Annotated in this window: 17 protein-coding genes; 3 read left to right on the top strand and 14 right to left on the bottom strand. The window is 73.1% G+C overall.

The features are described 5' to 3' along the window. Window positions 1–62: 62 nt before the first annotated feature. The 10 genes from QUG92_RS11500 to QUG92_RS11545 are packed head-to-tail and all read right to left on the bottom strand — an operon-like array spanning window position 63 to window position 9,836. Window positions 63–1,307, bottom strand: a complete 1,245-nt coding sequence (locus QUG92_RS11500; protein WP_289459158.1) for an ABC transporter permease — start codon at window positions 1,305–1,307, stop codon at window positions 63–65. Further along, window positions 1,304–2,080, bottom strand: coding sequence for an ABC transporter ATP-binding protein (locus tag QUG92_RS11505; RefSeq protein ID WP_434533048.1), 777 nt, complete (start codon window positions 2,078–2,080; stop codon window positions 1,304–1,306). Before QUG92_RS11505 ends, QUG92_RS11500 begins: the two co-directional genes overlap by 4 nt. Then, window positions 2,077–3,123, bottom strand: a complete 1,047-nt coding sequence (locus tag QUG92_RS11510) for an efflux RND transporter periplasmic adaptor subunit (RefSeq protein ID WP_289459159.1) — start codon at window positions 3,121–3,123, stop codon at window positions 2,077–2,079. Before QUG92_RS11510 ends, QUG92_RS11505 begins: the two co-directional genes overlap by 4 nt. Continuing rightward, complete coding sequence (locus tag QUG92_RS11515; RefSeq protein ID WP_289459160.1) at window positions 3,120–3,599, bottom strand: hypothetical protein; 480 nt, start codon at window positions 3,597–3,599, stop codon at window positions 3,120–3,122. Before QUG92_RS11515 ends, QUG92_RS11510 begins: the two co-directional genes overlap by 4 nt. 60 nt (window positions 3,600–3,659) lie before the next feature. Then, window positions 3,660–4,166, bottom strand: a complete 507-nt coding sequence (locus QUG92_RS11520; RefSeq protein ID WP_289459161.1) for a hypothetical protein — start codon at window positions 4,164–4,166, stop codon at window positions 3,660–3,662. A 48-nt stretch (window positions 4,167–4,214) separates the two neighbouring features. Next, complete coding sequence (locus QUG92_RS11525) at window positions 4,215–5,384, bottom strand: sensor histidine kinase (protein ID WP_289459162.1); 1,170 nt, start codon at window positions 5,382–5,384, stop codon at window positions 4,215–4,217. Beyond that, entirely contained in the window at window positions 5,366–6,019 is a 654-nt protein-coding gene (locus tag QUG92_RS11530) for a response regulator transcription factor (RefSeq protein WP_069712034.1), read from the bottom strand. The genes QUG92_RS11525 and QUG92_RS11530 overlap by 19 nt, the downstream gene beginning before the upstream one ends. Window positions 6,020–6,042: 23 nt before the next feature. After that, window positions 6,043–6,165: a hypothetical protein gene (locus QUG92_RS11535; protein ID WP_284445386.1), complete on the bottom strand. Its 123-nt coding sequence runs from the start codon at window positions 6,163–6,165 to the stop codon at window positions 6,043–6,045. Window positions 6,166–6,219: 54 nt separating this feature from the next. Further along, on the bottom strand, window positions 6,220–8,388 hold the full coding sequence (locus QUG92_RS11540) for an ATP-dependent Clp protease ATP-binding subunit (protein ID WP_289459164.1): 2,169 nt from the start codon (window positions 8,386–8,388) through the stop codon (window positions 6,220–6,222). Window positions 8,389–8,441: 53 nt separating this feature from the next. Next, complete coding sequence (locus tag QUG92_RS11545; RefSeq protein WP_289459165.1) at window positions 8,442–9,836, bottom strand: MFS transporter; 1,395 nt, start codon at window positions 9,834–9,836, stop codon at window positions 8,442–8,444. A 76-nt stretch (window positions 9,837–9,912) separates the two neighbouring features. On the opposite strand from QUG92_RS11545, the gene QUG92_RS11550 reads away from it, so the two are divergent. Beyond that, a complete protein-coding gene (locus QUG92_RS11550) occupies window positions 9,913–11,130 on the top strand; it encodes a heparan-alpha-glucosaminide N-acetyltransferase domain-containing protein (protein ID WP_289459166.1) in 1,218 nt (405 codons plus the stop codon). Window positions 11,131–11,231: 101 nt separating this feature from the next. Here the strand turns inward: QUG92_RS11550 and tatA are convergent, their stop codons facing one another. From tatA to QUG92_RS11565, 3 genes are all read right to left on the bottom strand, one after another. Continuing rightward, window positions 11,232–11,516, bottom strand: a complete 285-nt coding sequence (gene tatA, locus QUG92_RS11555) for a twin-arginine translocase TatA/TatE family subunit (RefSeq protein WP_289459167.1) — start codon at window positions 11,514–11,516, stop codon at window positions 11,232–11,234. A 220-nt stretch (window positions 11,517–11,736) separates the two neighbouring features. Further along, window positions 11,737–13,203: a sugar transferase gene (locus QUG92_RS11560; protein WP_289459168.1), complete on the bottom strand. Its 1,467-nt coding sequence runs from the start codon at window positions 13,201–13,203 to the stop codon at window positions 11,737–11,739. A 72-nt stretch (window positions 13,204–13,275) separates the two neighbouring features. Further along, window positions 13,276–16,035 (bottom strand): glycoside hydrolase family 2 protein, encoded by a 2,760-nt coding sequence (locus QUG92_RS11565; protein ID WP_289459169.1) that lies wholly within the window; start codon window positions 16,033–16,035, stop codon window positions 13,276–13,278. Window positions 16,036–16,314: 279 nt separating this feature from the next. On the opposite strand from QUG92_RS11565, the gene QUG92_RS11570 reads away from it, so the two are divergent. After that, on the top strand, window positions 16,315–16,713 hold the full coding sequence (locus QUG92_RS11570) for a pilus assembly protein CpaE (protein ID WP_289459170.1): 399 nt from the start codon (window positions 16,315–16,317) through the stop codon (window positions 16,711–16,713). A gap of 54 nt (window positions 16,714–16,767) precedes the next feature. On the opposite strand, the gene QUG92_RS11575 is transcribed toward QUG92_RS11570, so the two are convergent. Next, complete coding sequence (locus QUG92_RS11575) at window positions 16,768–20,961, bottom strand: DUF7507 domain-containing protein (protein WP_289459171.1); 4,194 nt, start codon at window positions 20,959–20,961, stop codon at window positions 16,768–16,770. 133 nt (window positions 20,962–21,094) lie between these two features. On the opposite strand from QUG92_RS11575, the gene QUG92_RS11580 reads away from it, so the two are divergent. Next, window positions 21,095–21,925 carry an aldo/keto reductase gene (locus QUG92_RS11580; RefSeq protein WP_289459172.1) on the top strand — a complete coding sequence of 277 codons (831 nt, stop codon included), beginning with the start codon at window positions 21,095–21,097 and terminating at the stop codon, window positions 21,923–21,925. The last annotated feature ends 28 nt before the right edge of the window (window positions 21,926–21,953 follow it).

The following is a 21,953-nucleotide window of genomic DNA, read 5'->3' on the forward strand; positions in this document are numbered from 1 at the left end:
CGGTTCCAGGAACCGGCACCGGGCCTCCAGACCGGTGCGCTGCGCGGATCACGCGTCGCCGCTCAGACGGCCGCCAGTGCCGACGTGGGTGGGATGCGCGCAGCGCGCGCAGCGGGGTAGAGCCCGGAGACGCCGCCGATCACCACGGTCGCCGCGAGGCCACCACCGACCGCCCAGAGCGGGATCGCCACCGGCCAGCCCTGACCGACCGCGAAGGTGATGGTCACCGCGAGCCCGATGACGACGCCGGCCACGCCCCCGAGGAACGACAGCAAGAGCGACTCCACCAGGAACTGGTCGCGGATGTTCCGTCGACGGGCACCGAGCGCGCGACGGACGCCGACCTCGGCCCGGCGTTCGAGGACGGTGATCACCATCGTGTTCGCCACGCCGATGCCCCCGACCAGCAGGGCGACCCCGCCGATGCCGACGAGGAGGCCCGTGAAGGAGTCGTCCGTCGCGTTCTTCGCCGCGAGGGCGTCGGACGGACGGGTCACGCCGACCTCCTGCGGCCGATCGGGCCGGACCGCGTTCGCGAGGACGTCGCGCGCCGCCGCCACGCGCTCCGGGTCCACGCGGGTGTAGACCGCCGTCGGGTGCCCGTCGAAGCCGAGGGACGCCGCGAACCCCCGCGGGACGAAGACCTGGTTGTCCAGGTCCTCCGCGAGCTGCATCGGCGCGAGGATCCCGACGACCTGCACCCGCTGCCCGCCGATCCACACCGCGGTGTCCGGGCGGAGCCGGTCGATCCCGAGGTTCTCGGCCGCCGCCGCACCGAGCACGGCCTGCGCGGGAGCGTCCGGTGACGGGTCGACCCAGCGGCCGGCCGCGAGCGACCCGCCGAGCACCGCGGGGACGTCGCCCCACGTCGTCATCACGCCGACGCCCTTCGTCTCCGCGGCCGGCACGAAGGGGCTGCGGTAGACCCGGCCGTCCTTCGCCTCGCCGACGCCCGCGGCGGCCTGCACGTCGGGCTGGCGGAGGACGGACTCGACGGCGGTCGTGGGCAGGGGCGCGACCTCCCCGAACCCCTGCGCCTTCGTCACGGTCAGGACGTTCGTCCCGAGCGCGTCGAGCACCCGGTCGAGCGCCGCCTTGCTCGACGACGAGATCCCGACGACGGCGATCATCGCGGCGATGCCGATCGCGATGCCGAGCGCCGACAGCACGACCCGGCCCGGCCGCGTCCGGAGGCCGAAGACCCCGAGCCGGAGGAGGTCACCCGGACCGACCGTCCGTGTCCGCGGCCCCGCTGGGCGCACCGTGTGCGCGCTCGTCGTGCGCGGGCTCGTCGAGTGCGCGCTCACCGGGCGACCCCGGCGATCGCGTCGGCGAGCGCCCCGGCGTCCGACGTGCTGGAGTCCTCCTCGACGGCGCCGTCCCGCATGCGCACCTGCCGCGGCAGCGAGGCCGCCAGGGCGAGGTCGTGCGTGATGACGAGCACCGTCGTCCCGCCGTCGTTCAGCTCGCGGAGCAGTGCCAGGATCCGCTGCCCGCTCGCGCTGTCCAGCGCTCCGGTGGGTTCGTCGGCCAGCAGGATCGTGGGGTCGCCGACGATGGCGCGGGCGATCGCGACGCGCTGTTTCTCGCCGCCGGACAGCTCGGTCGGGCGGTGACCGACACGGTGGCCGAGACCGACCCGTCCGAGGGCGTCCTCCGCGCGCTCCAGGCGGGTGCGCCGCGGGACCCCGGCGTAGAGGAGCCCGTCGGCGACGTTCTCCGCCGCCGTCGCGCCCGCCTGCAGGTGGAAGTGCTGGAAGACGAACCCGATGTGCTCGGCGCGGAGCCGCGAGAGGTCGTCGTCGCGCATCGACCCGACGTCGTGCCCGGCGATCCGCACGGTGCCGGACGTCGGTCGGTCGAGCGTGCCCACCGTGTTGAGCATCGTGGACTTGCCCGACCCGGAGGGGCCGACGACCGCCACGAGCTCCCCCGCGGTGACGTCCAGCGAGACGCCGCGGAGTGCCTGGACGTCGCCGTAGGTCTTCACGACGTCACGGAGGTGGACCACCGTCGCCGCCGCGGTCGGCCCGGCGGTGGGCCCGGCGGCTGTTCCCTCGGCGAGGGACGCGACGCTCACGAGGGCACCACGACCTCGTCGCCCTCGTGCACGGCACCGGTGACCGCCGCGCGTCCGTCGGCGACGAGTCCGACCTCGACGCGGACGCGCTTCGTGGTGCCGTCACGTCGGACGACCTCGACGCTGTACTCGCCGCCGCGGCCGCCGGCGGCGAGCGCCTGCACCGGCACGGACAGCACGTCCGTCGCGGTCTGACCGGGCGCCTCGACCTGCACGGACGCCGCAGCCGGCAGCTGTCGGTCGCCGGCGTCGAACGCGATCGTGGTGACCACGGTCTTCCCATCGCCGTCCGCCTCGCTCGTCTCGGCGTCGACCACCTCGCCGTCGACCGGGGCACCGCCACCGTTGATCCGGACGCGCACCTTCGCCCCGACGGGCAGGCGCTCCGCGTCGGTCTGCGACACCGAGGCGTTCACGACCCGCTTGGTGCTGGTCACCTCGAGGACGTCGCCGGCGGCCGGCTGCCCGAGCTTCGCGACCACCGAGTCGACCCGCACGGCCCCGTCGACGAACACGACGTCGTTCGCCGTGATCGTCCCCGTGCGCTCCAGGCCCCGGTCCCGCTGCCACCGCTTCACGGCGGCGAGCGTGCGCTTCCCGAAGACCTCGTCGACGGAGACGTCGTACCCGAGCGCAGCGAGGTCCTCGTTGAGCTGCCGGACGTCGGCACCCTTGTCGCCGTACTCGAGCGTCCGCCAGAGCGGCGTCGTGCCGTACATCGCGCGGACGGGCCGCTCGTCGACCGCGTAGAGCGGCTGGTCCTGCTCGACGACCTGCCCGGGTTCCGGCAACCAGGTCACGGTGCCGGATGCTGCGCCGGGCACACCGGTCGGGGCGCCGTACCCGAGGGTGCCGGCGAACACCTTCGAGTCGGTGAGGTCGCCCTTCGTGACGGGGGCCGTGGCGTGGTGCGTCCGGCCCTGGGCGGCGGTCGACTCCTGCGGCGCACCGCCGACGACCGCCCACGTGCCGAGGCCAGCGGCCAGCACGGCGACCAGGCATGCCGAGAGGACGGCCGTGCGCTTCGTCGTGGTGCTGTTCACTGCGTCACCACGCTCGCGCCGGCCCCTTCGTAGCACTTCCGGAGCACCTCCCCGAACTCCGGGTCACCCGCGGGCGGGGAGTACGCGTCGGCGTCGCGGGAATCGTCCGGGTAGTCGGCGTACCCCGCCTTCCGCATGCACTTCCCGACCTTCGTCTGGATCGCCAGGAACTCCGGATCGTTCTGGGCCTCCTCGGCCTGACGCGCGGTCTCGGGATCGTGCTCCTTCGTGCACTTCTCCAACACCTCCTGCCGATCGGAGATGTCCCCGTCGGTCGGGAAGCGCTGGTAGTCGTCGTCGGTCACGTCGTAGCCCGCGTCGCGCATGCAGGACGCGACGGCGTGAGCGACGCTCGACCGGGCAGGTCCGGACGACGAGGATGCAGGGCCCGGTCCGGCTGCGGAACAGCCGGCGAGGACGCCGGCGAGGACGAGGATCGCGGCGGCGATCCCGGTGCGGGTGGCGATGGTGGTCATGGTGGTGTCTCCGATGCTCGTCGTGCTGGTGGTCAGGTGCCGGTGGTCAGGTGCCGACGATCACCGGCCCAGCTGCTGGGTGTCCGGGGCGTGCTTGCTCAGGCAGGACGAGAGGGTGTCCTGGAACTCCGGCTCCTGTGCGCGCGGGTAGTCGCTGTAGTTGATGAGGCCCGGTTCCTGCTCCGGCGCATCCGGGTACTGCTCACGGACGCAGGAGTCGACCGCGGCGTACTGGCGCTTCCACTTGTCCTTCTGCGCCGAGTCGGCACCCGTGACGCCGAGGTCCGATGCGCACTTGCCGGACGCCTCGGTGAAGCGCTGCGCGTCCACGCCGGCCGGCGAGGTCACCGCCCCGCTCCGGACCTGGTCGTCCGACGGGTCCTCGACCTGGAAGCCGGCGGTACGCATGCAGTCGCCCCACTTCGCGCCGACCGATGCCGCAGCGTTTCCGGTGGACGGCGAGGTCGGCGTCGAGGAGCAGGCGGCGAGGGCGGTCGGCCCGACGAGCGCGAGGGCGAGGACGGCGGCGGCGCGGACCAGTCGGGGGGTTCGTGTGGTGTCGTTCATGTGCTCCAGCACATCGCACACGGTGTTTCGCCAGCGTGTGGCGGAGGGTTACACCGACGAAACAGCGGGCGGGCGGACGAGCACGGCGACACGCAGCCCGCCACCGGGACGCGGTTCGATGCGGACGTCCCAGCCGTGCGCATCGGCGATCGCGACGACGATCGACAGCCCCAGACCGCTGTGCCGCTTCGATCCGGCGTGCCCACCGCGGTGGAACGGCTCGGTCAGCGTCGCGACGTCTGCCGGCGGGACGAGCGGCCCGGTGTTCTCCACGGTGACACCGCACGGCCCGGTCCGGACCAGCACCGCGCCGCCGTCGTGGTTGTACTCGACGGCGTTGTCGACGAGGTTGGCGACGAGCTGCCGCGCCAGGAGCGCCTCGCCGGTCAGCCCGACCGGAGCGGAGGCGCTCTCGGTGTGGATCGTCACCCCGACTCCCTCGGCCTGGGGTCGGGCCTGGGCGACGACGTCGCGGACGATCGTGTCGAGGTCCATCGGCGCGCCGCGGTCCTCGAGCCCGCGCTCGGCCTCGGCGAGCACGAGCAGCGACTCGACGAGGTGCTCGGTCCTCCGGTTCTGCTCCAGCAGCTCGCTCCGGACCGACGCGACCTCCCCCGGCGAGGCGTCGTCGGGCAGGCCGATCTGCAGGGAGGCCCGCTGGACCGCGAGCGGGGTCCGGAGCTCGTGCGCCGCCTGCGCCACGAACCGCCGCTGGCTCGCGAACGCCGCCTCGAGCCGGTCGAGCAGGGCGTCGATCGTCGCCGAGAGCCGTCGGAGCTCGTCGTCGGGTCCGTCCAGGGCGACCCGCTCGTGCAGCGTCGACGCCGAGATGCGGTTCGTGGTGGCCGTGATGCGGTCGATCGGGCGCAGCACCCTGCGGCTGAGGACCCAGCCGAGCACGCCGGCGAGCACGCCGGCCGCGACGATGCCGACGGCGGACCACTGCCACTGCTGGGCGGCGACCACGCGGACGAACGCGGCACTGCCGCTCACGCCGGTGGACACGCGGGCGGTCGCGTCCGGGTCGGGCGCGATGGACGCGACGTGCGACCACGTCGAGGTCGGACCGGACGCGTCGGCGGTGACGCTCAGCGACCGCTGCGACGCGAGGTTCACGAACACCAGGACACCCGCGGTGAGCACCATCGACGACACCGCGAACCCGACGGCCGTCCGGGTGCCGATGCTCCAGAGCCGCGTCACAACGCGTACCCGCACCCGGGCACGGTCCGGATCGGGTCCGGTGTCCCGAGCTTCTTGCGGAGCTTCGACACCGTCACCCGGACGGCCGCGGTGAACGGGTCGATGTTCATGTCCCAGACCTTCTCGAGCAGTTCCTCGGACGACACGATCCGGCCGTCCGCGCGGAGCAGCACCTCGAGCACCCCGAGCTCCTTGGAGGTCAGGTCGAGCGGGCGGCCGTCCCGCGTCGCCACCCGCCGGTTCGAGTCGAGGACGAGACCGTCCCGCTCCAGCACCGGCGCCACCGGCGGCACGCTCCGCCGCCCCAGGGCACGCACCCGGGCGACGAGCTCCGGGTACTCGAACGGCTTCGCGAGGTAGTCGTCCGCGCCGAGCTCGAGCCCGTGCACGCGGTCCGCGAGCGCGGTCGCGGCGGTGAGCATGAGGATGCGGGTGAGCGAGCCGCGGGCGGCGAGCCGACGGGCGACCTCGTCCCCGTGCAGCCCCGGCAGGTCGCGGTCGAGCACCACCACGTCGTAGTCGTTCACCGCGAGGAGTTCGTCCGCCTCGTCGCCCCGGTAGGCGACGTCGACGGCCATGTCCTGGCGGCAGAGCCCCTTCGCGACGAGGTCGGCCAGGGAGGTCTCATCGTCCACCACGAGTACACGCACGCGTGACATTTCACATGCATTGCTTAGGAGTCGGCTGAGTCGAGGTGCACCGTCCCCCGCCGTTCGTCGACCCGCACGACGTACTCGGTCGCACCCGCGGACCGGGCGATGAACAGGGGGACGGTGTCGACGGTCTGTGGTTCCATGCGCCCACCGTCCCGCCTGCGCTGTTTCGCCGCCGTAACGCTCCCGGCGTCGACCTACTCCTCGACGATCTCCGCCAGCTCGAACGGCTCCACCGTCAGTGCGTCGCCACCCGCGGCGACTTCGACCCGGACGGTGTCGCCGTCGCGCACGTCGCCCGACAGGATCGCCCGCGCCAGCCGGTCGTCGATCTGCCGCTGCATCAGGCGGCGGAGCGGGCGGGCCCCGTACACCGGGTCGTACCCGCGCTCCGCCAGCCACCCGCGGGCGGAGGGCGTGACGGCGAGCTCGAGTCGTCGGTCGGTGAGGCGTCGCGCCAGCCGGTCGACGTCCAGCGAGACGATCTGACCGAGGTCCTCGGTGGTGAGCGCCTGGAACACGACGATGTCGTCGAGCCGGTTCACGAACTCGGGTCGGAACGCCTGCTGCACGAGCTCCCGCACGGCCTCCTCGCGCTGGACCTCGGTCAGCGTCAGGTCGGTCATGAACTGCGAGCCGAGGTTCGACGTCAGGATCACGATCGTGTTCCGGAAGTCGACCGTCCGACCCTGCCCGTCCGTGAGCCGGCCGTCGTCGAGCACCTGGAGCAGGACGTCGAAGACCTCGGGGTGCGCCTTCTCGACCTCGTCGAGCAGCACCACGGAGTACGGGCGCCGACGGACGGTCTCGGTGAGCTGCCCGCCGGCCTCGTACCCGACGTACCCGGGCGGGGCACCGATGAGCCGCGCGACCGAGTGCTTCTCGCCGTACTCGCTCATGTCGATGCGGACGAGGGCCTTCTCGTCGTCGAACAGGAACTCGGCCAGCGCCTTGGCCAGCTCGGTCTTGCCGACGCCGGTCGGGCCGAGGAACAGGAACGAGCCCGTCGGACGGTCCGGGTCCGAGATCCCGGCGCGGGTGCGACGGACCGCCTCGGACACGGTCGACACCGCAGCGCGCTGCCCGATGATCCGGCGGCCGAGCTCGGTCTCCAGGTGCAGGAGCTTCTCGGTCTCGCCCTGCAGCAGGCGGCCCATCGGGATGCCCGTCCACTGGGCGATCACGGCGGCGATGTCCTCGTCCGCGACGCTGTCGTTCACCATGCGGTCCGCACTCTCGGCCTGCTCGGCGGCGGCCAGCTCGGCCTCGATGCGGGGCTTCTCGCCGTACTCGAGCCGCGAGACGGTCTCGTAGTCGGCCTCGCGCTGGGCACGCTGGCTGCGCATGTTGAGCTCGTCGAGCTGCTGCTTGAGCTCACCGATGCGGTTGAGGCTCGCGCGCTCGGCCTGCCAGCGCTGCTCGAGCTCGTCGAGCCGCGCCTGCCGGCTGTCGAGCTCGGCGCGCAGGGTCGCGAGCCGCGCCTTCGACGCGTCGTCTCGCTCCTGCTTCAGCGCGAACTCCTCGACCCGCAGGCGGTCGACGCTGCGCTTGAGCTCGTCGATCTCGACCGGGCTCGAGTCGATCTCCATGCGGAGCCGGCTCGCCGCCTCGTCGATGAGGTCGATCGCCTTGTCCGGCAGCTGTCGACCGGAGATGTACCGGTTCGAGAGGCTCGCGGCCGCCACCAGCGCGGAGTCGTTGATCGTCACCTTGTGGTGCGCCTCGTACCGCTCCTTGAGTCCGCGGAGGATCGCCACGGTGTCCTCGACGCTCGGCTCCCCCACGAACACCTGCTGGAAGCGCCGCTCGAGGGCGGCGTCCTTCTCGATGTACTCGCGGTACTCGTCGAGGGTCGTCGCGCCGATCAGCCGCAGCTCGCCGCGTGCGAGCATCGGCTTGAGCATGTTCGATGCCGCGACGGAGCCCTCGCCGCCGCCGGCACCCATGAGTGTGTGCAGCTCGTCGATGAAGGTGATGACCTGGCCGTCGGAGTCGTCGATCTCCTTGAGGACGGCCTTGAGCCGCTCCTCGAACTCGCCGCGGTACTTCGCCCCGGCGATGAGCGCGGACATGTCGAGCGACACGAGTCGCTTGTCCTTCAACGAGTCGGCGACGTCGCCGGCGACGATGCGCTGCGCCAGGCCCTCGACCACGGCGGTCTTGCCGACACCCGGCTCGCCGATGAGGACCGGGTTGTTCTTGGTCCGGCGCGTCAGCACCTGGGAGACGCGGCGGATCTCTGCGTCACGGCCGATCACCGGGTCGAGCTTGCCGCTCCGCGCGATCGCGGTCAGGTCGACGCCGTACTGCTCGAGGGCGGTCTTCTGCCGTTCCTGCGAGTCGGGGGCGCCCTGGAGGTTCGCCATGCGGTCCGTCCTTTCCGTGCGGTGGTGGTGTACTTGAGTCTACTGCACTCAACTTACGAGCGCAGCGGTGCATTCCGGATCCCGACCGCGCTGACGACGGCCCCGGCTGCCAGCAGCAGCGCCATCACGACCATCGCGCGGTGCAGTCCGTCGACGCTCACCCCGCCGCCCAGGACGACGCCTGCCAGGGCCACCGTCACCAGCCCGGCGATGCGGGCGACCGCGTTGTTCACGGCGGATCCGGCACCGGCCTCCGCCTGCGGCACCGATCCGAGCACGGCACTCGTCAGCGGCGTCACCATGGTCGCGATCCCCGCGCCGATCAGCACCAGCCCGGGCAGCACCGACCACCAGTAGCCCGCCGGGTCGTCGCCGGCGAGCAGCATGAGCAGCGCGCCGACCGCGGCCACGGCCGGCCCGGCAGCCATGAACCACCGCGGACCGTACCGGCCGGAGAACGAACCGACCGTGGTGGACAGCGCCAGGAGCATCAGCGTGGGCGGCAACGTCGCGAGTCCGGCCACCCAGGCGGGGAAGCCCCACACCTCCTGCAGGAACAGGGTCACGACGAAGAACACCATCCCGAGCGCCCCGTAGATCGAGAGCGTCGCCAGGTTGCCGACCGTGAAGTTGCGTGCCCGGAAGAGCTCGAGCGGCACCAGGGGCGAACCGGCGGTGCGGGTCACGCGGAGCTCCCACGGCACGAACGCCACGAGGGACGCGGCGCCGAGCACGAGCGCGGCGACCACCACCGGGGCGCCCCACCCGAGGCGCTCCTGCTCGATCAGGCCGAGGACGACACCGCCGACCCCGACCACAGCGAGCACCGCGCCGACGACGTCCACCCGCGGACGGTCACCGGTGACCACGTCGCCGGAGATCCGCCGGACCAGGGGGATCGTCACCGCGATCGGCACGGCCGTCACGACGAAGATCCAGCGCCAGCCGATGCCGTCGACGATCAGCCCGCCGACGACCGGCCCGAGGATGGACGCCGCACTCGACCAGGCCGTCCACGACCCGATCGCCTTCGCCTGCGCCGCACCCCGGAACGCCGCGACGATGAGCGCCAGGGCACTCGGGGTCACCAGCGCTCCACCGACGCCCTGGAACGCCCGGGCGACGACCAGGACCTCGCCGGTCGGTGCGATCGCGCACACCACCGAGGCGACGCCGAAGACGACCAGGCCCCACCGGATGATCCGGACGCGGCCGAACAGGTCGGAGAGGGAGCCGGCGACCAGGATCAACGAGCCGAGCGTGACCAGGTAGGCGTCCACGGTCCACTGCTGCACGACGAGACCACCGCCGAGCTCCCGGCGGATCGCCGGCAGGGCGACGTTGACGACGCTCGAGTCGAGCCCGACGACGAACGACGCCAGGATCGCGACCACGAGGACCACTCGGCGGTCGTCGCGGAGCGGAGCCGTTGCGGCCGGAGCGGTCATGCGCCCATCATCCTCGCCGGCGACACCCGGCGACCGGTTGCACCGACGAAACAGCGCGCTCGCGAGCATCGTCGACATGCAACATGTCCTCGCCCCCACCCGTCCACGTCTCGCCGGCCTCGACGCCGCTCGCGGGCTCGCCGTCCTCGGCATGTTCGCCGCCCACGTCGGGGCAGCGGACCGGCTCTTCGACTGGACGGATCCGTCGAGCTGGCCCGACCTCGTGAACGGCCGGTCCTCGGTCCTGTTCGCCCTGTGCGCCGGCGTCTCGCTCGTCCTGCTCACCACCGGACCGCGTGCCGATCCCGAGACCACCGGACGCGCGACGACCGGCCGTCCCGGAGGCGGTCTCCTGCGCGACCGTCGGCACGTGCTGGCTCGCGCCGCGGTGCTCCTGGCGATCGGCGCGCTCCTCACGCTCGTCCCAGGGGGCGTCCTCGTCATCCTGCCGACCTACGCGGTCCTGTTCGTGGCCGCGCTGCCCTTCCTCCGACTCCGGCTCCGCTGGGTCGTCCTCGCGACCGCGCTCTCCCTGGGCGTGGGACCCGTGCTCGCACTCGTCGGTCAGGCCGTCGTCGAGATGAGCGGGAGCGGCATCGCCGACCTGCTGTTCGTCGGCTACCCGGCGGTGTCCTGGTTCGGCGTCGTGCTCGCCGGGGTGCTCGTCGCACGACTCGGCCTCGACCGCGCACCGCTGCTCCGCCGGATGCTGGTCGTCGGCACCGCGATGGCCGTCGTGGGGTACGGCGGCGGTGCCCTCCTCGGATCTGCGCTCGGCGTCGTCGGCCCGGTCGGGATGCTGGTCCCTGCGACGTCGGGCGGCGGGGCGGGCCCCGTGTCGAAGATCGTGCCGAGCGGCGGCCCCGACGTGGTGCAGCTCCGACCGGAGTTCCCGCCGTTCCCGCAGATCCAGTGGGAGCGGCTCCTGGACGTCACGCCGCACTCGGGGTCGTCGTTCGAGCTCGTCGGAGCGCTCGGGATCGCGCTGGCCGTCCTCGCCGCTCTCTGCCTCGTCGCCGTCCGGCTCGCGTCGGTCCTCCTGCCGCTGCGCGCGGTCGGTCGCCTCGCCCTGACGCTCTACTGCGGGCACGTCCTGGCGATCGGTGCCTGGTTCGCCGCGGGCAACCCGGACCCGGTGCCCGCGCTGCACGGGTGGTTCCCGTTCACCGTGCTCGCCGTCGTGGCGGTCGTCACCGCGCTGCTCGTGGACCGGTCGGGTCGACGGGGGCCGCTCGAGGCCCTGACCCGCCGCGCGTCCCGAGCGCTCGACGATCCCCGGCCGGCGACCGCCTGACCGCGCAGCACCGACCCTGCGGGGACGGATCCCCGGCGAACGCCGAAGCCCCCGCGACCGAGATGGTCGCGGGGGCTGCCGACAGGACGGGGCTGGGTGTCCTAGTTCTTGGGCTCGGCGCTCGAGTGCGCGTTGGGCTGCACCGAGGGACCGGGGTTGACGACGGGCTGCGCGGTCGGCTGCGCCGTGGGCTGGGCAGCCGGGTCCGTCACGACGGTGTTCACCGTGCCGTCGTCGTTCTTCTTGTCGTCGCCCATCTCCTTCTTGAAGATGTTGATCGACTGGCCGAGGCCCTTGGCGAGCGCCGGGAGCTTGGTCGCACCGAAGAGCAGGATGACGATCCCGAGGATGATCAGCAGGTGGAGCCCTGTGAGGCCTGCGAACATGATGACTCCTTGTCCTGGTTCTGGCGTCACTCGCCCGATCGTCGTCGATCAGGCCAGCGGAAGAGCGTGTCCCGACATGGTAACTCCCCCATCGCACCGAAGCCCAGGCCGCCGCAGGAACGGACACCGTTCACACAGGCAGCACCCCCGGAGGCCGTTGCTCTCCGGGGGTGCGCCGTTCCGGCCGCGGGTCAAGGCACGGCCGGGGGCGGTGGGGCGGCTAGTAGGCGCCGCGGGACCGCAGGACGGACGGGACCGTCCTGGCGAGGATGACGAGGTCGTGGAGGAACGACCAGTTCTCGACGTAGTGCAGGTCGAGCCGGACCCCTTCGGCCCAGTCGAGGTCCGAGCGGCCGCTGACCTGCCACAACCCGGTCATGCCGGGGGTCACGAGCAACCGCCGATCGGCGAAGTCCTCGTAGACGGCGACCTCGCTCGGCAGCGCGGGACGGGGACCGACGAGGCTCATCGACCCGGTGAGGACGTTCCACAGCTGCGGGAGCTCGTCGAGCGACGTCCGACGGAGGAACGCGCCCACCCGGGTCACCCTGGGGTCGCGCTGCAGCTTGAAGAGGGGCCCCGAGCCCTCGTTCTCGGCGGCGAGCTCGGCGACCCGCGCCTCGGCGTCGACGCACATCGTCCGGAACTTGAGGATCGAGAACTCGTGCGCGCCACGACCGACCCGGCACTGCCGGAAGAAGACCGGTCCGCCGTCGTCGAGTCGGATGACCAGGGCGATGACCGCCAGCAGCGGGGCGAGCACGACCAGACCGGCGGCGGCGCCGACCACGTCGAGCAGCCGCTTGCCCCGGCGGCAGCGGTAGTCGGGGGTCTCGACGTGCATGAGCGGCAACCCGTCGACCGGTCGCTCGTGCACCCGCCCCGCAGCGATGTCGGCGAGCGGCGAGGAGACGACGAGCTCGACGCCCCGCTCCTCGAGCTGCCACCCGAGTCGGCGCAGCCGTTCGTGGCCGCCGCGCACGGCACCGGCCACCACCACGGCCGCCACGCCCGTGTCCGACGCAACGTCGAGCACGTCGTCGATGCCGCCGATGACCTCGGCCTCGGCCGTGCCGAGGTCGACCCCGGTGCCCACCTCGGCGCAGTCGGACACGACCGCAGCGACGCGGTACCCGGCAGCCGGCGTGGCAGCGATGCGCCGCCCGACGTACCGGACGTCGTCGAGGTCGCCGACGAGCAGGACGTCGAGCAGCTGCTGCCCCAGGGCGCGGCGGTGGGCGAGGACCGTCCTGACGCCCTTCCGCCCGAGGGCGAGCAGGACGAGACCGAGTGGGAGCGCGATGGCGACGTAGCCCCGGGCGATGTCGAGTCGTGCGGCGTACGCGACCACGGCGACCGTCGCGCCGGCGACGAGACTCGCGGTGACGAGCCGGCGGTACTCCTCGCTGCCGATCCCGGCGATGCGCGGGTCGCGCGTCCGGAAGCCCGAGAGCAGGAGCATCCAGAGCAGCATGATCGCCGGAGCCGTCACGACCTCGGTCCAGCCGGGACCGGCGGCGAGGCCGGAGACCTCCCACGGGAACCGGAGGGCGTGAGCGACCCCGAACGCGACGACGAGCATCCCGAGGTCGAGCATGCCGACGGAGAAGGAGAACCCGGACGTGGCCCCGGCGGGAGCGGCCCGTCGCGGCGTGGTCGACGACGGCTGACGCACTGCGAGCGACATCGAGCACCTCCGGACGGTGACCGGCAGGCGGGTTCCGTGCCGGGCCCGGAAGCACCGGACCCGGCCAGTATATCAGTACGGTGTGCGATCTTCCAGCGTGTGGAGGACGTCCGCGAGCGACCACAGCACCGGCCCCTCGACCAGGCGCGCGGTCTCGGCGTCGGACAGCCCACGGACCCGGAAGCCCACACGCTCCCCCGGCAGCAGCGTCATGAACCCGCGGTCGACCGTGCCGGTCGGCGCCACGCGGTCGGGCTGCACGAGCAGGTCCCGCACGAGCGACTCCGCCTCGACGACCAGGTCGTGCCCGTCGCCGTCGGCAGCGGGTGTCACCGTCGTGCGGTACCGCGCCGGCTCCCAGTGCACGTCCTGGTCCGGCGCCGCGGTCCAGACCGCACGGCGCCAGTCCATGTCCGCCACCACGAGCTCGCGGGTCGGGTCGTCGACGACGCCGACGGACTCCGGCAGCGGGACGACGGCGACGCCGGCCTCGGACAGCCGGACGGGCAGCGTCGCCTCGGCGAGGATCGTGCCCGAGACGTGCATGCGACGGACCCGGACCACGCTGTCGCGCCCGGCACGCGCGGAGCGGACGGCGACCTCGACGGGCGAACCGCCGAAGGACCCCGGCGAGACCCCGAGCGACAGGGTGTCCACCAGACCGCCGGGCTCGCCGGTCCCGTCCGCGGCACCGGCGGGGGTGGTCCCGGCCGCCCCGTCGGCGGGAGCCGACCTACCGTCGCGGTCCGTGCCTCCCGACCGGTCGTCGGACGGAGTCGGTGCCGCACCGTCGTCGGTGGCCGCACCGTCGGCAGTGGACGGACGCGCGACGGGACGGATCGCCAGCAGGACGTCGTCGTACAGCCGACGCAGCTCGTGCGCGAGCGGCTTGAGCCGCCCCGCGGAGTCGACCGCAGACCACGAGGCCACCGGCCACAGGTCGTTGAGCTGCCAGACGACCACGCCGGTGTTGCGCGGCCAGTGCGTCCGCCAGTGCTCGACGGCCGTCGCGATCGCGCGCGTCTGCTGGAGCTGCGTCAGGTAGTGCCAGCGGTCGAACTCCCCCGGGTCGACGGTACCGAACCTCGGCGCGATGCCGCGCGCGAGCTTGCCCATCCCGTCGTCGGCCTTCTGGTGGTGCACGACGCCGGGTGAGTCGACGCGCAGCGGCTCGTCCGTCACGGCCTCGCGCAGGGTGCGCCACGCGGGCGGCGCCTGCCAGCCGAACTCCGAGACGAAGCGCGGCACCGAGTCGCGGTAGTGGTCGTCGGAGAGGCGGTTCCAGACGTCCCACGAGTGGTGCGTCTCGTGGTCGACGTCGTTCGCGGGCAGGCTCTCGGAACCCGACCAGGGCGACGCGACCGTGTAGAAGCGCGACGGGTCGACGGCGTCGACGATCGTCGGGAGCAGGTCGAGGTAGTAGTCGAGTCCCCAGCCGCGGTCGCCGAGCTCGTCGGCCCAGCCGTCGGCGTCGTGCAGCCAGATGTTCTCGTTGTTGCCGTTCCAGACGACGAGCGAGGGGTGGCCGGCCAGGCGTGCGACGTTGTCGCGGGCCTCGGCGACGACCTCGCTGCGGATCGGCTCGATCTCGGGGTAGGCCGCGCACGCGAAGGCGAAGTCCTGCCAGACGAGCAGGCCGGCCTCGTCGCACACGTCGTAGAAGTCGTCGGACTCGTAGACGCCACCGCCCCAGACGCGGACGAGGTTCGCGCCGATGTCCGCGGCGACCCGGAGCCGGTCGGCCACGCGCTGCCGGTCGACGCGGGACACGATGACGTCGTCCGGGATCCAGTTCACCCCGCGCACGTCGATCACGGTGCCGTTCACCACGACGGTGAAGGGCTTGCCGACGGCGTCGTCGGCGGTGTCGATGCGGGCCGAGCGGAAGCCCGTCCTCGCCGTCCGACGGTCGAGGACCTCGCCGTCGACGGTCTGCAGCTCGACGGTCACGTCGTAGCGGGGCTGCTCCCCGTAGCCGCGGGGCCACCAGCGCCGCACCTCGGGCACGCGCACCGTGACGACCGTCTCGTCGTCCTTCGGCGTCAGCTGTGCCCGCGAACGCTGCCGGGTCGTCCCGCCGTCGGCCGTGGGGCCGGCGACCGTGACGACGAGCACGAGGTCGTCGTCCTCGCCGTCCTGGTCGAGGTCGTTCATCCCGGAGCGCTCGACTCGGACGTGGGCGTCGAGGACGCCCTCGCCGGCCTCGACGTCGACCAGCGGCTTCACCTCGGCGAGGCGGGCCGTCGACCAGCGCTCGATCGCGACGGGACGCCACGGTCCGCTCGTCACCGCGGTGAGTCCCCAGTCCCAGCCGAAGTTCGACGCCTGCTTGCGGACGTAGGGGAACGGCTCGTCGTACGGCCCGGGCATCGACCCGGCACGGGCGGCGACCCGGCCGGCCTCGCGGTACGGCGACTCGAAGAGCAGCTCGAGCTCGCGGTCGCCCGCGGCACCCGGCACGTCGTTGAGGTCGAACCGGTACCGCCGGTGCATGTTCCGGGTGGTGCCGACGACCACGCCGTCGAGGCTCAGCTCCGCGACGGTGTCCAGCCCCTCGCAGACGAGGTCGACGCGCTCGTGGCCCCGCGGTGCGACGTCCACGCTCCGCCGGTAGACCCAGTCGGCCCGTCCGACCCACTTCGCGCCGTCCTCGTTGCGGTCGAAGGTCGGGTCCGCGACGAGACCCTCGCGTTCGAGGTCGGTGTGCACCTGCCCCGGCACCGTGGCGGGGATCGTGCGACCCGCGATCCCGGCCGGCGCTCCGGCCGGCACCTGGTCGCCGGCGATCGCCACGGTCCAGTCGTCGCGGAGTTCCTCGCGCTCGAGGGTCATGCGGGTCCTTTGCTGGGCGGACGGGGTGGGGCGGACGTGACCCGGACCGGCTGGTCGCCGACCCGGACCGGGACGCTGGCCGGCGGTCGTGCCCGTGGTCGCGGCAGCGGCCGGGAGGCGCGGCACCGGTCGCCCAGGCGTCGTCGCGTCCGCGCGCGCGGACGACTGCTCGCCGCGCGCGGGGGTGCTCGGCGATGCTAGTACGGCGACCTTGCCGACACCTACGCCGCCGCCCGGGCCCGCGCGACGCGCACCGTCGGTGCGTGGCAGGGTGGTGCCGTGATCACCGTCGAACTCGCCCGGTCGCTCCGCGACGCCGGACTCCGCTGGCACCCGGCAACCGGCGACCGCTTCGTCATCGACAAGCCCGGGGTCGACGACGACGTCTACACCGTCTCCGAGATGACGGTGGAGCGGCACGACTACCCGAGCGGCACCGTGCTCGGCTTCAACGGGACGACCGAGTGGGCGCTCGACTCGGTCGAGGCGTCCGAGTCGCTGTGGCTGCCGCGCGAGGACCAGCTGCGCGACCTGCTCGGCCCGGCGTTCGTGTCGCTGACCGCCGGGTTCGCGGTGACGGCGACGATCGGCGGGACGGCGCGGGAGTTCCGGAGCGGCGACGCGGCCGAGGCCTACGCCGCCGCGCTGCTGGAGTACGTCACCGACGCCCTGGCTTGACGGGTGCGCCCCGCCCGGCCGGGTGGCCGGACGGGGCGGAACCCGTCGTGTCCGTCAGTCGTCGGCCGGCCCGTCCCGGTCGACGTCCGGACGGCGGCGCTGTGCCCGGGCGAGGAGCAGGACACCGCCGAGCAGGAGGGCGGCGCCCGCGGGGAGCGCGGCGCGGAGGACCTCGGTCCCCGTGAACGCGAGCGCACCGGGCCGGGCCTCGACCGGCACCTCGTTCGGGACGACCTGGGACACGACCCGGACCGGCCGCGCCTCGACCGAGGCCGGGCTGTCGTCGTCCGGCTCGGCTCCGGCAGCCGCCGCGGCGAGCGGTGTCGCCCCGTGTCCCTCGGTCTGCCCGGTCGTCGCCGGCCCCCGGACCTGTTCGGTCGCGCCGTCGGCACGGGTGACCCGACCCTCGGCCTGCGATCGGAACAGCACGTGACCGGCGCGCACGTCGGCATCGGTCACCGTGTGGAAGCGCCCCTCGCAGGTCGTCTCCGCACCCGGGACCAGGGTCGCCGCCGCACAGGACACCGGTTGTCCGTCGCCGGTGCGGATGCCGTGGACCTCGAGGTTGCCGGTGTTCTGCAGCGTGCCGCGGACCGCGACGACGTCTCCGACGTGGAACGCCTCGTGCGCGCCGGCCGCACGGACCGTGCCCGATCCGGTGCGGACCACCGGGGACATCCGCAGGTCGAGCCGGTTCGCCGCGAGCAGCCCCACGCGCACCTCGTCGCGGTCGGTGGCCTCGTGGTCGTCGGGCCCGGTACCGGTGCCGACGAGGACGAAGGGGACGACACCCTCCTCGATCTCGCTCTGCGTCAGGACGTGGTCCGTGACCGTGCACACGATCGACTCCCCCGGCGCGAGCGGGTCCGCGGGGCAGTCCACCGCGCCGTCGGCGAGCTCGACCATCTCGGCGTGCGGGTCACGCAGCGTGACGTTCCCGGTGTTCCGGAGCGTCGCGGCGAGTTCCACGAGGTCACCCGGTCGCGGGACCTCGTGCTCCGAGGCCGCGAGGTGCGCGGACAACCCAGCGTCGAGCAGGGCGCGCCGCTCGACGTCCACCCCGGCGGTGGGCGAGGCGGTGGCCTGCCGGTCGTCCGCCCCGGTCGCGGTGACGGTGAAGGCGAAGTCGACCCGTCCGGCGTCGACGTCGTCCTGGGTCAACGGGTACCCGTCGACCTCGCAGGCGACCTCCGCTCCGGGTGCGACCGGTCCCGCGGGGCAGCGCACCGTGGTGCCGGGTCGGTCGACGACGAGCGCCGAGGTGTCCCGGACCGTGGTGTTGCCCGTGTTCCGGACGACCAGGGTCAGCGCCGTGCCGTCGCCGGCGCGCGGCAGCGCGTGCTCGACGGGGGTGAGGACCGCCGATGCCGACGCCGAGATCGCCGTCGCCCGCGGCAGGGGCAGGTCCGTCGGCGCGGTGGCGGTCACCTCGGCGTCCGACGGCGCGGAGCCGCGGCCGTCGACGTCGAAGTGGACGGTGCCCGCGTCGATCTCGGCCTGCGTCAGCGCGACGCGGTCCACGGTGCAGGTCGTCCGGTCGCCGGGCGCCAGGTCCTCGTCCGGGCAGTGCACGCGCGTGTCCCCACGGCCACGGACGACCGCGGTGACGTCGTGCAGGGTGACGTTGCCGGTGTTCTCCACCGTCGTCGTGAGCTGTGCGTCGTCCCCGGCGAACGGCACCTCGTGCTCGCTCGGTGCCAGGGCGCTCGTCGCGCCCACCGCGATCGACGGCGCCGCAGCGAGCGGGACGGCCGTACGGTCGTCCGCCTCGACGGATCCGCCGTCCGGAGCGGTCGCGACGACGTGCAGCGCGAAGCCCACCGACCCCTCGTCGATCTCGCGCTGGGTGAGGACGTGGTCCTCGACCGCGCACGCGAGCTCGGCGCCCGGCGCCAGCGCCCCCTGCGGGCAGGTCGCCTCGACACCGGTCGGCCGCGGGTCGTGCACGGTGACGTTGCCGACGTTGGTCACGACCGCCGTGAGCCGGACGTGGTCGCCGGCCCGGGGCGCCCGGTCCTGGTCCGCCCGAGCGGCGGTCAGGGTGGTGGTGATGCGCGCCTCCTGGGCGACCGCGAGCGTCGTCGCGTCCGTCGCCGAGACCGTGGCGCCGTCCGGTGCGACGCCCGTGGACCGCACGTCGAACCGGACCGCGCCGGCGTCGACGTCCTGCTGGGTGAGGGGGTACCCCGACGTCGCACAGTCGACGGAGGCGCCCGGTGCCAGCGGGCCGGGCGGACACGTCGCGGTGATGCCCTCGGGACGGGTGAAGGTGCTCGCCGGGTCCGTCAGGGTGACGTTCCCGGTGTTCGTGACGCGCACGGACACGTGGGCGACGGTGCCCGGCGCGGACGCCGCACCGTCGGGCAGGGCGGCCGTCACCCGCGTCCCGACCGCCGGAGCCGGTGCGATCGTCGGCTGGTCGGCCCGTGCGACCCCGCGGACGTCGCCGTCCCGCGGGTCCTTCGCCACGACGGTCGCCGCGAACGGGACGCTGCCCCGATCGACGTCCTCCTGGGTGACGGTGTACCGCCCGTCGACGGCACAGTCGACCGCGTCACCCGGCGCGAGCGGCCCGTCCGGGCAGTCGACCCGGAACCCGGGGCGGTCGTCGATCGTGGCCGTGGGGTCGTGGAGCGTCACCGTGCCGCTGTTGCGCACGCGCAGGCGGAGTCCGACGGTACCGCCGACGCCCGGGGGTCCGTCGTCGACGACGCTCCGCAGGGTGGCCTCGACGGCCGGGGCGGACGCGGTCGTGTCGACGGACGCCGAGGCCGATCCGGTCACCGTCGCTCCCCCACGCGAGACCGCGGTCGCGTCGACCGTGTCGTCGATCCGCCCCGCGTCGAGGTCCGACTGGGTCACCGCCCTCGCCGGTGACGTGCAGGACGTCGAGGCACCCGGAGCGAGCTCGTCGGCGCCGCACGTCACCGTGCCGTTCCGCCCGGTGACCGCGAGGTCGTGGACCGGGACGTCGCCGTCGTTGCGGACGGTGCTCGCGAAGGCGACCTGCTCGCCGAGGTCGGCCACGTCGTCGTCGTTCCCGTCGGTGAGGACCGCCCGGTCGGTGACCACGAGGGCGTTCCGCTCGGCGCGGAAGGTGACGCTCGCGGGCTCCGGCAGGTCGACGCCCACGTGCTCGGTGACGTCGTCCGCGGTGATCGTGTACGTCCCTGCACGGTCCGCCACGACGTCGAAGGAGACCGTGCAGTCCGCGGCGAGGCGGGCGAGGCTGCCGTTCCGCACGGCGAGCGCGTCGCCACCCGCCGGGGCGGAGACGGTCGCGCCCTGGCAGGTCGTCTGCATCTTCGGGTCGGGGGCGATGTGCAACCCCTCCGGCAGGTCCTCGGCGAACGACCACCCCGGCTTCGATCCCCGCTCCGCGGTGTTGACGACACGGGCGGTCATGCGCGCGGTCTCCCCGACGAAGGGCTCACCGGCGTAGGCGTTGGCGAGCACCGGGCTGGAGTCGAGCACGGTGACACCGTCGATCGCACCGTCGTTCCCGCTGTACGAACCCTGCTGGTTCCGGAGCCGCCACTGCACGGTGTCGCCGCTGAAGAGCAGCCCGCCGCTCGACGTGAACCTGCCCGCCCGGTAGCTCTGCCCGCCGAACGAGTACGTCGCACTGCCCTGCTCCGTGCAGGGGTCGATCGCGTGGTCGGACACGTTCCGCTCCGTCGCGCCGTCGACCAGGCTGAACGCGAGCTTCGGGTGCGCCCACTCGGGGCCGCACGACCCGGCCGCGGCGACGACGCCGAACGAGATGAAGCGCCCCGACGCGCCGACGCGCGTCGGGGTCGTCGGCTCGACCTGCACCGCGTTCACCGGGACGTTCCGGTCCTCGGTCCAGGCACTCACCGCGTGGTTGGTGCCCGGGTCCGTCCCGCCGGCCTGTCCGAGCACCGAGGCGAGTCCGCGGATCTCGGCGTTCCGCCCGCAGGCGCTCACCGCCGTGCTGCGCGCGCTGGTGACGATGCCGTTGCACTGCTGGGCGTCGATCCACTGCGGCGCCGCGGTGTAGTGCTCGCCGTTCCGCCCGACGTACTGGTTCAGCATCACTGGTCGGGTGCTCATGCCGTTCTCGAAGTCCTCCGAGAACAACACCCGCGGCTGCGCTCCCGGGACGACGTGGACGTCACCCCGGGACGCGGCCGGTGGGAGGGGAGCCGCGGGAGCGCCCTGGGGGGACAGGAGCGCTCCCGAGACGACCGCCGTGACCGCACCGACGGCCGCGATGGTCCTGGTCACCGTTCGACGACAGGCGCCTCGTCGTGATCTTTGGTATGTGAAATGCACAACTCCTTCGTACCGGGTGGGCGTCGACCTGTCCGCCTGAACGTTCCCGGGAAGCACCCTGGGGGCGCTTTGGTTGCATGGGGACATGACCGTTCCGAACATCACCCTGAACGACGGCAAGACCATCCCGCAGCTCGGCTTCGGTGTCTTCCAGATCGACCCTTCGGACACGAAGGAGGCCACCCTCACCGCGCTCGAGGTCGGCTACCGCCACATCGACACCGCCGAGATGTACGGCAACGAGAAGGAGGTCGGCGAGGCCATCGAGGCGTCCGGCATCCCGCGCGAGGAGATCTTCGTCACGTCGAAGCTCAACAACGGCTTCCACGACCCGGCCCTCGCCGCCGAGAACGGCAAGAAGTCGGCCGACCTGCTCGGCGGGTACACCGACCTCTTCCTCATCCACTGGCCGCTGCCGACCGTGTCGGACTTCGTCCCCACCTGGAAGGCGATGGAGGAGCTCTACCACGCCGGCACCGCCCGTTCGATCGGCGTGAGCAACTTCCAGGCGCACCACCTCAACCGCCTCGCGGCCGAGACGACGATCACCCCGGCCGTCAACCAGATCGAGGTCCACCCGTACCTCGTACAGGACGAGCTTCGCGCCTACGGCACCGAGCACGGCATCGCGACCGAGGCGTGGTCGCCGATCGCCCAGGGCCTCGTGCTCGACGACGAGACCATCACCCGCATCGCCGGCGCCACGGGCAAGACCCCGGCGCAGGTCGTCCTCCGCTGGCACATCCAGCGCGGCGACATCGTCTTCCCGAAGTCGGTCACGCGCTCGCGCGTCGAGGAGAACTTCGCCATCTTCGACTTCGAGCTCTCGGACGACGACATGACGGCGATCACCTCGCTCGACAAGGGCCACCGCACCGGCCCGGACCCGGACACGTTCGACTACGTCCCGGCCTGAGTGCCGACGGTCGCGGAACGCGACCGCA

This window comes from Curtobacterium citri (genome assembly GCF_030362955.1).
Lineage (GTDB): Bacteria > Actinomycetota > Actinomycetes > Actinomycetales > Microbacteriaceae > Curtobacterium > Curtobacterium citri.

Coding starts and splice junctions, on each gene's coding strand:
- QUG92_RS11515 (WP_289459160.1), bottom strand. CDS start 3,599: ATGACCACCATCGCCACCCGCACCGGGATCGCCGCCGCGATCCTCGTC.
- QUG92_RS11520 (WP_289459161.1), bottom strand. CDS start 4,166: ATGAACGACACCACACGAACCCCCCGACTGGTCCGCGCCGCCGCCGTC.
- QUG92_RS11535 (WP_284445386.1), bottom strand. CDS start 6,165: ATGGAACCACAGACCGTCGACACCGTCCCCCTGTTCATCGCCCGGTCC.
- QUG92_RS11540 (WP_289459164.1), bottom strand. CDS start 8,388: ATGGCGAACCTCCAGGGCGCCCCCGACTCGCAGGAACGGCAGAAGACC.
- QUG92_RS11545 (WP_289459165.1), bottom strand. CDS start 9,836: ATGACCGCTCCGGCCGCAACGGCTCCGCTCCGCGACGACCGCCGAGTG.
- QUG92_RS11550 (WP_289459166.1), top strand. CDS start 9,913: ATGCAACATGTCCTCGCCCCCACCCGTCCACGTCTCGCCGGCCTCGAC.
- tatA (WP_289459167.1), bottom strand. CDS start 11,516: ATGTTCGCAGGCCTCACAGGGCTCCACCTGCTGATCATCCTCGGGATC.
- QUG92_RS11560 (WP_289459168.1), bottom strand. CDS start 13,203: ATGTCGCTCGCAGTGCGTCAGCCGTCGTCGACCACGCCGCGACGGGCC.
- QUG92_RS11565 (WP_289459169.1), bottom strand. CDS start 16,035: ATGACCCTCGAGCGCGAGGAACTCCGCGACGACTGGACCGTGGCGATC.
- QUG92_RS11580 (WP_289459172.1), top strand. CDS start 21,095: ATGACCGTTCCGAACATCACCCTGAACGACGGCAAGACCATCCCGCAG.